Origin of the sequence: Actinospineispora eucalypti, from assembly GCF_039543365.1 — a bacterium.
Classification (GTDB): domain Bacteria; phylum Actinomycetota; class Actinomycetes; order Mycobacteriales; family Pseudonocardiaceae; genus Pseudonocardia; species Pseudonocardia eucalypti.
Window position 1 is genome coordinate 122,974 of record NZ_BAABJP010000037.1, and the last position, 13,544, is coordinate 136,517.

Sequence of the window (13,544 nt, forward strand, 5' to 3'; positions counted from 1 at the left end):
ATGATCAAGAAGTTGCTGGTCGCGAACCGGGGCGAGATCGCCGCCCGGGTCATGCGCACCGCTCGTGAACTGGGCATTCCCACCGTTGCGGTGCACTCCGACGCGGACGCCGAGCTGCCGTTCGTCGGGTTGGCCGAGGAGGCGGTCCGGCTGCCGGGGAACGCTCCGGCCGACACGTACCTGCGGTTGGAGAAGATCATCGACGCGGCCCGGGCGACCGGCGCCGACGCGGTGCACCCCGGCTACGGGTTCCTCTCCGAGAACGCCGGGTTCGCCCGCGCCTGCGCGGATGCCGGGCTGCTCTTCGTCGGACCGCCGCCGGAGGCGATCGCGGCGATGGGCGACAAGCTGCGGGCCAAGCGGCTGATGGACTCGGCCGGGGTGCCGGTGCTGCCGGGGGCGACGGTCTCCGACGGCACCGACCTCGGCGAGGCGGGCGCACGGGTCGGGTTCCCGTTGCTGGTCAAGGCCGCGTTCGGCGGTGGCGGCCGGGGCATGCGGGTGGTTTCCGAGCCCGGGCCGGACGGCACCCTGCTGGCCGAGGCGGTGGCCTCGGCGCGGCGCGAGGCGGAGGCCGCGTTCGGCGACGGCACGGTCTTCCTGGAACGGTTCCTGCCGGACCCCCGGCACGTCGAGGTGCAGATCTTCGGCGACACCCACGGCACCGTCGTGCACCTGTTCGAGCGCGAGTGCTCCATCCAGCGGCGCTACCAGAAGGTCGTGGAGGAGTCCCCGTCGCCGGCGGTGGACGACGAGCTGCGCGATGCGCTGGGCGCCGCCGCCGTGGCCGCCGGCAAGGCGATCGGCTACGTGGGCGCGGGCACCGTGGAGTTCGTGCTCGCGGCTACCGGCGAGTTCTACTTCCTGGAGGTGAACACCCGGCTGCAGGTGGAGCACCCGGTCACCGAGCTGGTCACCGGCCTGGACCTGGTGGAGCTGCAGCTGCGGGTGGCCGAGGGCGAGCCGCTGCCGGCGCCGGTGCTGGAAGCCCGGATCGAGGGGCACGCCATCGAGGCCCGGCTGTACGCCGAGGACGTGCCGGCCGGGTTCCTGCCGGCCACCGGCACGCTGCACCGGTTCGAGGTGCCGGAGCTGCCCGGGGTGCGGGTGGACGCCGGCGTGGCCGACGGATCCGTGGTCGGTCCGCACTACGACCCGATGCTGGCCAAGGTGATCGCCTACGGCCGGACCCGGACGGACGCCGCGCGCCGGCTGGCCGGGGCGCTGGCCGGTGCCCGCCTGCACGGCGTCACCACGAACCGGGACCTGCTGGTGGCCATCCTGCGCGAGCCGGACTTCCTGGCCGGCCGCACCGACACCGGATATCTGGCGCGTGCGCGCCCCGTGAGTGATTTGTGTGGCTATAGCCACACAAATCACTCACGGGCCAGGGCCGCCGCGGCGGCCCTGGCATCCGCCGCGGCGAACCGAGCGGCCGCGCCGGTCCTCTCCGGCCTGCCCTCGGGCTGGCGGAACGTGCGCTCGCAGCCCCACCGGGTGGACTACACGCTCGGCGAGCAGACGTTCGAGGTGGCCTACCACTTCGACCGGGACCGGGTGTGGGTGGCGGTGAACGGCGAACCGCTCGGCGAGTCGGTGCGGGCGCGCGGGACTTCGGCCGAGGGCGTGACGCTCGAGGTCGACGGGGTGAGCCGGCGTTACCGGGTGGCCACGTACGGCGCCGGCCAGGTGTACGTGGACGGGCCGGACGGCGCCGCCGCGTTCACCCGGGTGCCCCGGTTCGGCGACCCGACCGCCGGCACGGCGGCCGGCTCGCTGCTCGCGCCGATGCCCGGTGGTGTGCTGCGGGTACTGGCGGCGGTGGACGACCTGGTCACCGAGGGGCAGCCGCTGGTGGTGCTGGAGGCGATGAAGATGGAGCACACCGTCGCCGCGCCGGGGGACGGCCGGGTGACCGAGCTGTCCGTGCGGCCGGGCGACCAGGTGCACACCGGTCAGGTGCTCGCCGTCGTCTCCGCCGAGCCCGTCTCCACGGACGCCGAGCCCGTGTCCACCGACGCCGAGCCCGTCTCCACCGATGCCGAGCCCGTGTCCACCGACGCCGAGCCGGTGTCAGCCGAGAACTCATGACCCGCGTCCGCGACCCCGCGCGTCGGGAGCGGATCCTCACCTCGGCGGCCACGCTGATCGCCGAGCGGGGCTACCACCCGGTGACCATGGCGGACATCGGCGCGGCGGCCGGGATCGTCGGCTCCGGCATCTACCGGCACTTCGAGTCCAAGAACGCGGTGCTCGGCGCGCTGGCCGACCGGGTGATGGAGCGGCTGCTGGCCGAGGCCGCCGCCGCCGTCGAGCACGCCGCCGACCCGGCGGAGGCGCTGGCCGCGCTGGTCGCCGGGCAGATCGACTTCGTGCTGGACGAGCGCCCGCTCCTGGTCGTCTACCTGCGCGAACAGCTGACCCTGCGGGAGGCCGACCGGCGCCGCTCGCGGCGCATGCAGCGGCAGTACATCGAGCGGTGGGTGGACCTGCTGGTGCGGCTGCGCCCGGAGCTGACCGAGGTGGCCGCCCGGGTCGCGGTGCACGCGGCGATCGGCGCCATCCAGGCCAGCCTGCACTTCGAGTCCGGGTTGCCCCGTGACCAACTGACCCGGCGGCTCGCGGAAGCGGCGCACGCCGTGCTCGGCCTGCCCGTGCGCCCGGCCGAATGGGCCGAGCCGGCCGGGCTACCCGCCCAGCGCAGGGGCGAGCAGCCCGGCCAGTAACAGCTCCAGCGCGTGGTCGACCACGGCGTCCAGGTCATCGCCGAGGTTGCCGGCCAGCCACTGGCCGACCAACTCCACCATCGCGCCGGTGAACATCGCCGCGCCCACCTTGGCCAGCCGGGGGTCGATGGTCGGCCGGGTCCGCCCGCCCTCCTGCAGCACGCCCTCCATCAGCGCCAGCTGGGCGGCGTAGCGCCGGTCGGCCAGCACCGGGTTGGTGCGCGCCTCGGTGAACAGCACCTTGCCCCGGCGGGGGTCGGCCGAGCTGAACCCGAGCACGCCGTGCATTCCCGCGCGCAGCCGGGCCACCGGGTCGGCGCCGGCCGCCGCCAGCGCGGCGGTGACCTCCACGCCGGCCGCCTCGGCCACCCGGTCGTAGACCGCGCCCAGCAGCTGGTCGGTGTCGGCGAAGCTCTCGTAGAAGTACCGGCTGTGCAACCCGGTGTGCCGGCACACCGCGCGGACGGTGACCGCCGCCTCGGCCCCGGTGCCGAACAGCTCGTACGCGGCGTCCACCAGCAGCGCGCGCCGCTCGGCGGGGCGGTCGGTCAGCGGCACCCCGGCCCACCGGCCCGGTGCGCTCGGCTCCTCGCCCGCCATCCGCCCAGCTTAGGGCGTACAGGCCGGGAACTCTGACTACACACGTGGCCAGTTCTCGTCTATTCTGGCTACAGGCGTATCCAGAGTCGGGAGGCGCGATGTTGCCGCTGCCGCACGAGTTGTTGGCCGACCAGTTCGACCGCATCTTCGAGACGCAGGTCAGGTCCCGCTACTTCCGGGGCCTGGAGTTCGCCGGGCCGCGCGGGGATCCCGGCTGGTTCGGGCCGGACAGTGCGGTCTGGTACGTGCACTCCCACCTGCCGACGCTGGTCTTCGGCCTGGTCTGCGCGGCCTATCTGGAGGGGTTCGACCCGAGCATCGTGGCCATGGGTGCGGACCACTCCCGGCTGCTGGCCCGCGACGAGGACGGCCGGTCCACGGAAAGGATCGACGAGGAGGGTGCGGCGGTCCGCTTCGGGCACTCGCTGTCGTTCTTCATCGGCACCGCCTACGGCTCCACCGCGACCGCGGAACGGCTCACCCGCACGGTGCGCGCGATGCACCACACGGTGAAGGGCACCCGCCCGGACGGGCTGCCCTACGACGCCGACGACCCCGACTGGCTGCGCTGGAACTACGCCACCGTGGTGTGGGGCCTGGCCACCGCGCACGAGCGCTACCACTACCGGCCGCTGCGCGGCGAGGCGCTGGGGCGCTACTACGCCGAGTTCACCCGGGTCGGCCAGGCGCTGGGCGGCACCGACCTGCCGGCTACCAAGGCGGAGACGCTGGACTGCCTGAAGTCCTACCTGCCCCGGCTGGCGATCACCTCGGCGCAGGCCGCGCGCACCGGCCCCAACCTGCGAGACGTGCCGACCGGCCCGCTGAACGGCCCGTTCGTGGACTGGATGGTCCGGGACACGCTGCCCACCTGGGCCGCCCGGATGGTGATGCACCGGCGCCCGCGCGACGTGGAGGTCTATGCCCGGCGCACCGCGTTCTGGCTGGCGCTGAACGGCCTGCACGCGACCACCGGCCCGCTGCGCGAGTTCCGCCAGGCCCGGGCCCGGGTCTCCGGCGGCACCGACCGCCCGCACACCCTCCCCGCCCACATCCCCGGCACCGACCCCACCCGCACCCGCGCCGAAGTCGAGGCCTTGGCCTAGGTGAGCGGGGTCCACCAGTCCTGGGTGGGCGGGGTGGTGACCGGGAAGCGCTCGCCGGGGACGGGGACCGCCACCCGGGCCTCGCCGTCCCGGTCGGCGGCGGCCATGAGCCGGTGTACCGGCTCGGACCAGCCGTGGAAGGCCAGCCGGAAGGTCGCCCAGTGCACCGGCACCAGCAACCCGCCGCCGAGGTCGCCGTGCGCGCGGACCGCCTCCTCCGGCGTCATGTGCATGTCCGGCCACTGGCTGTGGTAGGCGCCGATGGGCAGCAGGGTGAGGTTGAACGGGCCGAACCGGGCGCCGATCTCGGCGAACGCGGGCGTGTAGCCACTGTCGCCGCCGAAGAACACGCCGTGCTGCGGGCCGGCGATCACCCAGGACGCCCACAGAGTGCTGTTGCGGGTGAACATCCGCCCGGAGAAGTGCCGGGCCTCGGTGCAGGTCAGGGTGAGCTCGCGGACCCGGGCCTGGCCGCCCCAGTCCAGCTCGATCACCTGCTCGTCCGGCACGCCCCAGGCGCGCAGGTGCGCCCCGACCCCCAGCGGCACCACGAACGGCACCCGCTCGCGCCGGCTGAGCGCGCGCACGGTGGCCAGGTCCAGGTGGTCGTAGTGGTCGTGCGAGATGAGTACGGCGTCCAGCGGCGGCAGCGCCTCCAGCGGGGTAGGCGTGGGGTGCAGCCGTTTCGGGCCGATCAGCGGCGACGGGGACACCCGGTCGCTCCACACCGGGTCCACCAGCACCCGGCGCCCGTCGATCTCCACCAACGCGCTGGAGTGGCCGTACCAGGTCACCGCGAGCTGGTCGGCCACCGCCGGGTGGCGCGGCACACGCAGCGGTACCGCGCCGGTGGGCAGCCCGTCCCGGCCGCGGGTGAGCATCTCGGTGAGCAGTGCCGGCACGCTGGTCGGCCCGACCAACGTGCTCGGCAGCGTGTTCTGGAACGCGCCGTCGACGTAGCGGGGGGACCCCTCGGCCACCCGTCTGATCGCCGCCGGCGCGGCGCCCAGCGCGGTGGGCAGGCCCCACGCCGCACGCGCCAGCAGACCCATGCCCGCGGTGGTCGCGCCGACCAGTACGGCGCGCATCGCGGTCGCGGTCAGCGACGCAGTGCCGACCCCGATCGCTGCACATTTTTCGGCCTGGCGCAATAACGACACACCCTCAGAGTAGAGAAGGCGCGTCAATGTGAGATTGCCCGGTCAACGGGGCGAGGGGTCGGAAGGTCCACCACCCTGGTCCCTGAGGGCCATGGGCGAAGAGGGGTATGCGGTGACTGACCTGGCGGTTTCCAAGATCGAGGACGTACAGCTGCTCTGCGAGCGGATCATGGCGTCACCGGTGGAGGGCTGCCTCGGCCTCCGGCTGGCCGGCAGTCGGCCGGACTCGTTGACCCTGCGCATGCCGATCCCGGCGGCCGAGTCGGCGCACCGGCGGGAGATCGGCCTGGTCACCGTCCTCGCCGTGCTGGCCGACGTGGCCGGCGGGCTGAGCGTGGTGGTGCTGCAGTCGGCCGGCCTGGGCGCCCCCACCGTCGAGCTGCGCATCGACCACGCCGGGCCGCCGGCACCGGAGGCCCGCGAGCTGCTGGCCGAGGCGACGGTCTCGCACACCGGCCCCGGCGTGGCCTACTCGATGATCACGGTGCGGGACGACACCGGACGACTGGTCGCCCGGGGCCAGGGTCACTACGTGCGCAACGACGGCATCGCGCCGATCGACAACATCCCCGGTGGCCCGATCGCGGTGGACAAGCGGGACCGGGACCGGCCGGAGGCACTGCTCGACGACCTCACGCCGCTGCTCCCGGACACCGAACCGGACACCGAACCGGACACCGAACCGGACACCGAACCGGACCCCGCCGAATGGCGGCTGCCGGTGACCACCCGGATGGCCAACGCCCGCCGCCAGGTGCAAGGGGGTGTACTGCTGGCCATCGGCCAGCTGGCCCAGCGCCGGGCGCAACTGGCCACCGCCGGCCACCTCCACCCGCTCAGCGTGCAGGTGGAGTACCTGCGTCCGGCGCCGATCGAGGACCCGGAGCTGACCGTGCGGACGGCCTACGTGCGGCGGGGTCGGCGGTTCCGCACGCTGCGCACCGAGCTGATGCGCGCCGATGGACGGATAGCTACCTCTATCACCGGTCTGTGGCTGTTGGGCACCGGCGAATGGAATGAGAGCCAGGCCACAGGCGATGCAAACGGTTCACTCATTGCGTCAAATGGGTGAATCCGCGGTTGAGCGGTTCGGTGTAGTCGGCGAACCGTTCGGTTCCTCCGATCGGGCGGTGCGCTGACCAGCGGATACCGCCGATATCGCACGGTCGGCGCGGAAAATCGACCGTTGATAGCAGATCGAAAAATGCCGTGGCCCACCCGTAACCCGGTTCCCATCGACCTCGTTGGCCAGGTTGAGGGTTTCGGCCCGGCGGGAGTTGCTGACTTCTACGGGGGCGGTCCCGCACCACAAATAGGACAAGGAGAGACCTCGTGTTGAAGAAGGCTGGAATCGTCGTCGCCGCTACCGCTGCTGGTCTGCTGGCGCTGAGCCCACTGGCTTTCGCCCACGATGACGACTCTGACAACGAGCAGCACGGCCTGCTGAACCTGAACGGCACCGCCGTGCAGGTGCCGATCCAGGCCTGCAACAACTCCGTCGTCGAGGGCGTCGTTGGCATCCTGGCCAAGGACCTCGAGAACGAGGACGAGCACAACGGTGACTGCGACCAGGACAACAGCGCCGAGAACTGAGCAAGTCCTCGAGCGATAGCTGAATCTGGCTGAAAGGCGCCGGGCCACAGGGGTGGCTCGGCGCCTTTCGCCGTCTCTGGAGCAGGCGAAACGATGTCGCGGTTTCTGACCCACCCGACCGCCCGGCTGATCCTGGGCGTGCTGGCGGGTGGCGTCCTGCTGGCCAACGCCATCGTGCTGATCGGGTTGCTCGGGAAGGCCACGGAGAGCGCGGTGCCCCGGGTGGTGCCGCCGGTGCTCAGTCCGCCGCCGGCCACCGACGTGAGCCCGACCCCGCCGCCGCCCGCTCCGGCTCCGGTCAGCCCGACGCCGCGGCCGGTACCCGAGACGCCCGCCGCCAAGCCGCACCCCAAGCCGGCCGAGCCCCATCGGACCACCACCAAGCGGCAACGGCCGACCAAGTCGCCGTTCGAGGACCGCTGCCGCAGCGGCGAGATCCCCGCCTGGCTCTGCCGGGAGATCCCGGACTAGAACCCCGTCTAGTGACCTGCACCGCGCTTGGTTTACAGGTTTGAATTCAAACCGCCATACTTGCCCGGCCAACCAACGGCGGGCGAAAGGGCGGCGGGGCGATGCGGCGGACCGGTTTCACCACCGAGCACGAGGACTTCCGGGCGATGATCCGGGACTTCCTGGCCCGCGAGGCGGTGCCCAACTTCGACAAGTGGTTGGAGACCGGCCTGGTGCCCCGGGAGTTCTTCCGCCAGCTCGGCGAGTTGGGCGTCACCGGCATGGCCATCCCCGAGGAGTACGGCGGCGGTGGCCTGGAGGACTTCCGCTACAACGCGATCCTCTCCGAGGAGGCGGCGCGGGCGCTGATCGCGCTCGGCTCGCTGCGGGTGCACATCGACATCAACATCCCGTACTTCCTGGCCTACGCGAACGAGGAGCAGAAGCAGCGCTGGTTCCCCGGCTTCGTCAGCGGCGAGCTGCTCACCTCCATCGCGATGACCGAGCCGGGTACCGGGTCCGACCTGGCCGGGATGAGCACCACGGCGGTACTGGACGGCGACCATTACGTCCTCAACGGCGCGAAGACCTTCATCACCGGCGGCGCGCAGGCCGACCTGGTGATCGTGGTGGCCCGCACCTCGCGGGACGAGACCAACCGGCGCAACGGGCTGACCCTGCTGGTGGTCGAGGACGGCATGCCCGGGTTCACCAAGGGCCGCAACCTGGCCAAGATCGGCCTCAAGGTGCAGGACACCGTCGAGCTGTCCTTCACCGACGTCCGGGTGCCGGTGGCCAACCGGCTCGGGGATGAGGGCCAGGGCTTCTACTACCTGGGCCACAACCTGCCCCAGGAGCGCCTCACCATCGCCCTCGGCTCGCTGGGCATGGCCCGGGCGGCGGTGGACACCACGATCGAGTACGTGAAAGAACGCAAGGTGTTCGGCAAGGCGGTGGCCGAGTTCCAGAACACCAAGTTCGAGCTGGCCGCGATGGCCACCGAGATCGAGGCCGGCCAGGCGATGGCCGACCGGGCGCTGGCCGAGCACGTGGCCGGCGAGCTCTCCCCGGCCGACGCGGCCAAGGTGAAGCTGTACCTGACCGAGCTGCAGGGCCGGGTGGTGGACCGCTGCCTGCAGCTGTTCGGCGGTTATGGCTACATCCTGGAGTACCCGATCGCCCGGATGTACGCCGACGCGCGGGTCACCCGGATCTACGGCGGGACCAGCGAGGTCATGAAGACCATCATCAGCAAGTCACTCGGGCTGTAGAGGGGACGCGGAAATGCGCATCGACGGGATTTCGGCACTGGTCACCGGCGGGGCGTCCGGGCTGGGGCTGGCCAGCGCGCGGGTGCTGGTGGCGCGCGGCGCGAAGGTGGTGCTCGCCGACCTGAAGGGTTCGCCCGGTGAGGAGGCCGCCGCTTCCCTGGGTGACGCGGCCAGCTTCGTGCCGGCCGACGTGACCGACACCGACTCGTTCAACGCCGCGCTGGACGCGGCCGAGGCGAACGGCCCGCTGCGTGCCGTGGTGCACTGCGCCGGCCGGGGCGGCGACCGCACCCGGATCATCGACAGGCAGCGCGTACCCGGCGGCCTGGACACCTTCGAGGAGGTGCTCCGGATCAACCTGGTGGGCACCTACAACGCGCTGCGCCTGGCCGCCGCGCGGATGTCCGGCAACGAGCCGCTGGACGGGGACCGGGGTGCCGTGGTGATGACCGCGTCGGTAGCCGCGTTCGACGGCCAGATCGGCCAGACGTCCTACACCGCGTCCAAGGCCGCCGTGCACGGCATCACCCTGGTCGCCGCGCGGGACCTGGCCAGCTGGCAGATCCGGGTGAACACGATCGCCCCCGGGGTGTTCGACACCCCCATGCTGGGCCGCCTGCGCGAGGACATCCGCGACGGCCTGGCCGCCTCGGTCCCGCACCCCAAGCGCCTGGGCGACCCCGCCGACTTCGGCAAACTCGCCGCCGACATCCTGGAGAACTCCTACCTCAACGGCCAAACCATCCGCCTCGACGGCTCCATCCGCATGGCCCCCCGCTAACCCCCACCCCCATATCGCGCCCCCCACCACCCCATATCGCGCCCCCCACCGTGTCATATCGCGGGTTTCACCGTGCCGTGTCGCGGGTTTCACCAGGCTGTGTCGCGGGTTTCGCCATGGCAAAAGTGGCGACACGGCCTGGCAGAGGCAGCGACACGGCCTGGCAAAAGCAGCGACACGGGGTGGTGGGGGGCGCGATATGTCAGGTGGTGTCGGGGACCTTGTCGGCGTGAGGTTCCTGGACGCGGGCGGAGGGGATGAGGAGCATGCAGAAGGCGCCTAGGAGGGCGGGGATGGCGAAGGCGTAGAAGTTGGCGTCGACGCCCCAGCCGGAGGACATGACCAGGCCGCCGTACAACGGGCCGATGATGGCGCCCAGGCGGCCCACGCCCAGGGTCCAGCCGACGCCGGTGGCGCGCAGGTGGTCCGGGTAGAACGTGGCGGTGTAGGCGTTCACCAGGATCGTGGTGCCGATGGTGCACGCGCCGGCCACCGCGACCAGCACGTAGAGCACCGGCGCCGGGAACCGCACGGTCAGCGCCACGATGCACAGCGCCGCCGTGAGGAACATCCCGCTGGTGACCACCTTCGAGCCCACCCGGTCGGCCAGCGCGCCGAGCAGCGGGGTGGCCAGGATGGCGCCCAGGTTCAGCGCCAGCAGGAAGCCCAGGGACGCGCCCAGGGGATACCCGGCGGTGCGCATGATCTGGGCCAGCCAGGTGTTCAACCCGTACACCAGCAGCAGGCCGATGCCGGTGCCCAGCCAGAAGAGCAGGGTGCCGGTGCGCAGCCGGGCGCCGAGCAGCGCCCGCAGCTTGCCCAGCGCCCCCTGCTCCCGCGCGGACGACTCGGGCAGCTCGGTCAGCTGCATGCCGTACCGCTCGGCCAACCGCACCGCCTCTTCCCGGCGGCCCCGGGCCAGCAGATAGTTGGGCGACTCGGGCAGCAGCCAGAACATGGCCGGGGCCAGCAGCAGGCCCAGGCCGGCGCCGATCCAGAACATCGCCCGCCAGCCCAGCTCGGGGATGACCGCGATGGCGATCAGCGAGACCAGGATGCCGCCGACCGAGTAGCCGGAGAACATCGCGCCGTTGGTGGCGTTGCGCCGGTCCGGGTGGGCGTACTCGATGGTCAGCGCGATCGCCGTGGGAATGACCCCGCCGAGGCCCAGCCCGGCCAGGAACCGGGTCAGCGCGAACACCTCGACCGTGGGGCTGGCCGCGGTCAGCGCCATGGCCAGGGAGAACCACACCACGCAGACGATCATGATGCGCCGGCGGCCGACGATGTCGGTGATGGTGCCGATGCCGATGGCGCCGATCAGCATGCCGGCCAGCGCGTACGCGCCGATCTGACCGGCCTGCGTTGCCGTGAGCTTCCACTCGGCGCCGCCGCCCACCAGGGTGGGGACAACGGTGCCGTAGACGATCAGGTCGTAGCCGTCGATGACGATGGCCATCGAGCAGAGTGTCACCACGAGCAGCCGGTTGCCGGACGGCGGGCGCGTCAGGTTCATCGCGACATACTGACGGCCGTCATCGGGCCTTGGCAAGGTTACGCTTAGTTCGGCTCGCGCCCGGTGCGCTGGCCCCGGCGGAAGTGCCAGATCAACGTCGGCGCGCCGACCACGACCAGGATGATCCCGTCGGTGACGTCGTCCAGGCCCTGCCGGCGCTGGTCGTCGATCGCCCGCTGCCGGGCCGCCTCCCGCTCCGGGTCGCTGGCGACGATGTTGCCCTGCGGGTCGCGGCGGAGCGACGAGTCGTAGTTGTACGAGGCCACCTCGAGTTCGGGAAAGGCCACCGCCTTGGCGCCGAACAACATGTTGGTCGCCCCGGTGATCACGAAGCCGAGGCCGACCAGTGCGGCCAGGTAGAAGTACAACAGGACCACCCAGGCGCGGCGAGGTTGCGTGGGGGACCCGCCGGATGCGCTCGATTCCATGGGCCGAACGCTAGCCGGTACCGCGGCCGAGGGATTCAGTAGAACTACCCGTTTTGCCGAGCCGAATGGCTCTCCCGTAGCTGCGAGTGGTCGGCGTGCCGCCGAGTGGGTGGTGCACCGCCGATCGAGGGCTCCCCGGAGCGGACCCGGGGAGGGGGGTCGGGAGCTCCCCGAACGGAGCAGTTGCGTCGTTCGGGACTCGCAATAATCACCGAGAGAGACGCGCCATTTTCGGTAACGCCCAACGGGGCCGCTGAATGCTTTTGCGGTCAAATTTTCCTGGGCTAATTTCGCTGCGGCTCCCAAGCTCCCCCAGTTCCGGAACGAGGTGTTTTACATGGTCAAGAAGGTGGGGATCGTTCTCGCCGCGACCGTCGCGGCATTGTTATCGGTCAGTCCGCTGGCATTCGCCGGTGACTACAACGGAGACGACGACGATCGCGGCGGCAAGAAGTGCCACAAGTGCGACGACGACAACGACCACGACGGGGACCGTAGGGACCGCAAGTCCAACGTGCAGTCGGGTCTGATCAACATCAACGGCCTGGGCGTGCAGGCTCCGATCCAGGCGTGCAACAACAGCCTGCTGACCGGGGCGCTGGGCATCCTGTCCAGCGGCGTGCACAACAAGGACAAGCACAACGGCAGCTGCGAGCAGAACAACAGCAACGACTGAAAGCGGCGCACGGGGCCGCCAAACCACTCCGGCGGCGGCCCCGTGCGCGACCAAGAAAGGATCAGATCAGCTCGACCAGGGTGGCCTGCGAGGTGCCGCCGCCCTCGCACATGGTCTGCAGGCCGTACTGGATGCCGTTGGCCCGCATGTGGTGCACCAGCCGGGTCATCAGGATGGCGCCGGAGGCGCCCAGCGGGTGGCCCACCGCGATCGCCCCGCCCAGCGGGTTGAGCCGCTCCTGCAGCGCGTCCGTGTTCACACCCAGCTCGGTGGCCCAGGCCATCGGGACCGGGGCGAACGCCTCGTTCACCTCGAACGCGCCGATGTCGCCGATGGCGATCCCGGTGCGGGCCAGCAGCTTCTCCGTGGCCGGGATCGGCCCGGTCAGCATCATGATCGGGTCGGCACCGCTGACCGCCGTGGCCCGGTAGCGGGCGATCGGCTTCAGGCCCAGGTCACGGGCCTTCTCCGGGGTGGTGATGAGCAGTGCGGCGGCGCCGTCGGAGATCTGCGAGGCGTTCCCGGCGTGGATCACGCCGTCCTCCTTGAAGGACGGCTTGAGCTTGGCCAGCGTCTCCGGGGTGGTGCCCCGGCGCAGGCCCTCGTCGGTGTCGAACACCCCGCCGTCGGGCCGGGCAACCGGCACGATCTGGCCGTTGAACGCCCCGGCGTCGATCGCGGCGGCCGCGCGCGCGTGCGAGCGCGAGCTGAAGCTGTCCAGGTCGTTGCGGGAGAGGCCCCACTTCTGCGCGATCAGCTCGGCGCCGGTGCCCTGGTTGAACGGGAAGTTGTCGTAGCGCTCGGCCACCTTCGGCCCGTACGGCTGGCCGGTGGTGCGGGCCGCGCCCAGCGGCACCCGGCTCATCGACTCCACGCCGCCGGCCACCACCAGGTCGTACTGGCCGGCGATCACCCCGTGCGCCGCCTGGGCGATCGCCGCCTGGCTGGACCCGCAGGCCCGGTTGACCGTGATGCCCGGCACCGTCTCCGGCCAGCCGGCGGCCAGCGCCGAGTACCGGCCGATGTTGCTGGACTGGTCGCCCACCTGGCTGACACAGCCCCAGACCACGTCGTCGACGGTCGCCGGGTCCACCCCGGTGCGTTCCACCAGCGCGTTCAGCACCAGCGCGGAGAGATCCTGCGGGTGGATTTCGGACAGTGCGCCGTTGCGCTTGCCGATGGGCGTGCGCACGGCCTCGACGATGACGGCCTCGGGCATGACGGATCCTCTCCTGGG

Annotated in this window: 14 protein-coding genes; 9 read left to right on the forward strand and 5 right to left on the reverse strand. The window is 71.6% G+C overall.

What is annotated here, in order from left to right; translation table 11 throughout:
* A complete protein-coding gene (locus tag ABEB12_RS29570) occupies positions 1 to 2,091 on the forward strand; it encodes an ATP-binding protein (RefSeq protein WP_185059858.1) in 2,091 nt (696 codons plus the stop codon).
* Positions 2,088 to 2,726 carry a TetR family transcriptional regulator gene (locus tag ABEB12_RS29575; protein WP_185059859.1) on the forward strand — a complete coding sequence of 213 codons (639 nt, stop codon included), beginning with the start codon at positions 2,088 to 2,090 and terminating at the stop codon, positions 2,724 to 2,726. The genes ABEB12_RS29570 and ABEB12_RS29575 overlap by 4 nt, the downstream gene beginning before the upstream one ends.
* Here the strand turns inward: ABEB12_RS29575 and ABEB12_RS29580 are convergent.
* The gene (locus ABEB12_RS29580; RefSeq protein ID WP_185059860.1) at positions 2,688 to 3,326 is read right to left on the reverse strand and encodes a TetR family transcriptional regulator; all 639 of its coding nucleotides are present in this window, start codon (positions 3,324 to 3,326) and stop codon (positions 2,688 to 2,690) included. The genes ABEB12_RS29575 and ABEB12_RS29580 overlap by 39 nt on opposite strands.
* Positions 3,327 to 3,424: 98 nt before the next feature.
* Here ABEB12_RS29580 and ABEB12_RS29585 point away from each other — a divergent pair, with 98 nt between their 5' ends.
* Positions 3,425 to 4,432 carry an oxygenase MpaB family protein gene (locus ABEB12_RS29585; RefSeq protein ID WP_185059861.1) on the forward strand — a complete coding sequence of 336 codons (1,008 nt, stop codon included), beginning with the start codon at positions 3,425 to 3,427 and terminating at the stop codon, positions 4,430 to 4,432.
* Here the strand turns inward: ABEB12_RS29585 and ABEB12_RS29590 are convergent.
* Positions 4,429 to 5,592 carry an MBL fold metallo-hydrolase gene (locus tag ABEB12_RS29590; protein ID WP_345703252.1) on the reverse strand — a complete coding sequence of 388 codons (1,164 nt, stop codon included), beginning with the start codon at positions 5,590 to 5,592 and terminating at the stop codon, positions 4,429 to 4,431. The genes ABEB12_RS29585 and ABEB12_RS29590 overlap by 4 nt on opposite strands.
* Before the next feature lie 112 nt (positions 5,593 to 5,704).
* On the opposite strand from ABEB12_RS29590, the gene ABEB12_RS29595 reads away from it, so the two are divergent.
* The 5 genes from ABEB12_RS29595 to ABEB12_RS29615 all read left to right on the forward strand — a co-directional run bounded on the left by ABEB12_RS29595 (position 5,705) and on the right by ABEB12_RS29615 (position 9,687).
* Positions 5,705 to 6,664, forward strand: coding sequence for a hotdog domain-containing protein (locus ABEB12_RS29595; RefSeq protein WP_185059862.1), 960 nt, complete (start codon positions 5,705 to 5,707; stop codon positions 6,662 to 6,664).
* A gap of 260 nt (positions 6,665 to 6,924) precedes the next feature.
* Positions 6,925 to 7,185 (forward strand): hypothetical protein, encoded by a 261-nt coding sequence (locus ABEB12_RS29600; RefSeq protein ID WP_185059863.1) that lies wholly within the window; start codon positions 6,925 to 6,927, stop codon positions 7,183 to 7,185.
* 93 nt (positions 7,186 to 7,278) lie between these two features.
* Positions 7,279 to 7,656 carry a hypothetical protein gene (locus tag ABEB12_RS29605; RefSeq protein WP_185059864.1) on the forward strand — a complete coding sequence of 126 codons (378 nt, stop codon included), beginning with the start codon at positions 7,279 to 7,281 and terminating at the stop codon, positions 7,654 to 7,656.
* Positions 7,657 to 7,757: 101 nt separating this feature from the next.
* Entirely contained in the window at positions 7,758 to 8,906 is a 1,149-nt protein-coding gene (locus ABEB12_RS29610) for an acyl-CoA dehydrogenase family protein (RefSeq protein ID WP_185059865.1), read from the forward strand.
* A gap of 13 nt (positions 8,907 to 8,919) precedes the next feature.
* The gene (locus tag ABEB12_RS29615; protein WP_185059866.1) at positions 8,920 to 9,687 is read left to right on the forward strand and encodes an SDR family NAD(P)-dependent oxidoreductase; all 768 of its coding nucleotides are present in this window, start codon (positions 8,920 to 8,922) and stop codon (positions 9,685 to 9,687) included.
* A 202-nt stretch (positions 9,688 to 9,889) separates the two neighbouring features.
* Here ABEB12_RS29615 and ABEB12_RS29620 read toward each other — a convergent pair whose 3' ends face one another.
* Together ABEB12_RS29620 and ABEB12_RS29625 are read right to left on the reverse strand one after the other, a co-directional pair.
* Complete coding sequence (locus ABEB12_RS29620; RefSeq protein WP_221497601.1) at positions 9,890 to 11,203, reverse strand: MFS transporter; 1,314 nt, start codon at positions 11,201 to 11,203, stop codon at positions 9,890 to 9,892.
* A gap of 44 nt (positions 11,204 to 11,247) precedes the next feature.
* Positions 11,248 to 11,631 (reverse strand): hypothetical protein, encoded by a 384-nt coding sequence (locus ABEB12_RS29625; RefSeq protein ID WP_185059867.1) that lies wholly within the window; start codon positions 11,629 to 11,631, stop codon positions 11,248 to 11,250.
* A 337-nt stretch (positions 11,632 to 11,968) separates the two neighbouring features.
* Between ABEB12_RS29625 and ABEB12_RS29630 the strand changes: the two genes are divergently transcribed.
* The gene (locus ABEB12_RS29630; RefSeq protein WP_185059868.1) at positions 11,969 to 12,307 is read left to right on the forward strand and encodes a hypothetical protein; all 339 of its coding nucleotides are present in this window, start codon (positions 11,969 to 11,971) and stop codon (positions 12,305 to 12,307) included.
* 61 nt (positions 12,308 to 12,368) lie between these two features.
* On the opposite strand, the gene ABEB12_RS29635 is transcribed toward ABEB12_RS29630, so the two are convergent.
* A complete protein-coding gene (locus ABEB12_RS29635) occupies positions 12,369 to 13,526 on the reverse strand; it encodes an acetyl-CoA C-acyltransferase (RefSeq protein ID WP_185059869.1) in 1,158 nt (385 codons plus the stop codon).
* Between the last annotated feature and the right edge of the window lie 18 nt (positions 13,527 to 13,544).

Bases quoted from the DNA above. Each gene is read 5' to 3' on its own strand.
- ABEB12_RS29570 (WP_185059858.1), top strand. From the start codon at position 1: ATGATCAAGAAGTTGCTGGTCGCGAACCGGGGCGAGATCGCCGCCCGG.
- ABEB12_RS29575 (WP_185059859.1), top strand. From the start codon at position 2,088: ATGACCCGCGTCCGCGACCCCGCGCGTCGGGAGCGGATCCTCACCTCG.
- ABEB12_RS29580 (WP_185059860.1), bottom strand. From the start codon at position 3,326: ATGGCGGGCGAGGAGCCGAGCGCACCGGGCCGGTGGGCCGGGGTGCCG.
- ABEB12_RS29585 (WP_185059861.1), top strand. From the start codon at position 3,425: ATGTTGCCGCTGCCGCACGAGTTGTTGGCCGACCAGTTCGACCGCATC.
- ABEB12_RS29605 (WP_185059864.1), top strand. From the start codon at position 7,279: ATGTCGCGGTTTCTGACCCACCCGACCGCCCGGCTGATCCTGGGCGTG.
- ABEB12_RS29610 (WP_185059865.1), top strand. From the start codon at position 7,758: ATGCGGCGGACCGGTTTCACCACCGAGCACGAGGACTTCCGGGCGATG.
- ABEB12_RS29615 (WP_185059866.1), top strand. From the start codon at position 8,920: ATGCGCATCGACGGGATTTCGGCACTGGTCACCGGCGGGGCGTCCGGG.
- ABEB12_RS29620 (WP_221497601.1), bottom strand. From the start codon at position 11,203: ATGAACCTGACGCGCCCGCCGTCCGGCAACCGGCTGCTCGTGGTGACA.
- ABEB12_RS29625 (WP_185059867.1), bottom strand. From the start codon at position 11,631: ATGGAATCGAGCGCATCCGGCGGGTCCCCCACGCAACCTCGCCGCGCC.
- ABEB12_RS29630 (WP_185059868.1), top strand. From the start codon at position 11,969: ATGGTCAAGAAGGTGGGGATCGTTCTCGCCGCGACCGTCGCGGCATTG.
- ABEB12_RS29635 (WP_185059869.1), bottom strand. From the start codon at position 13,526: ATGCCCGAGGCCGTCATCGTCGAGGCCGTGCGCACGCCCATCGGCAAG.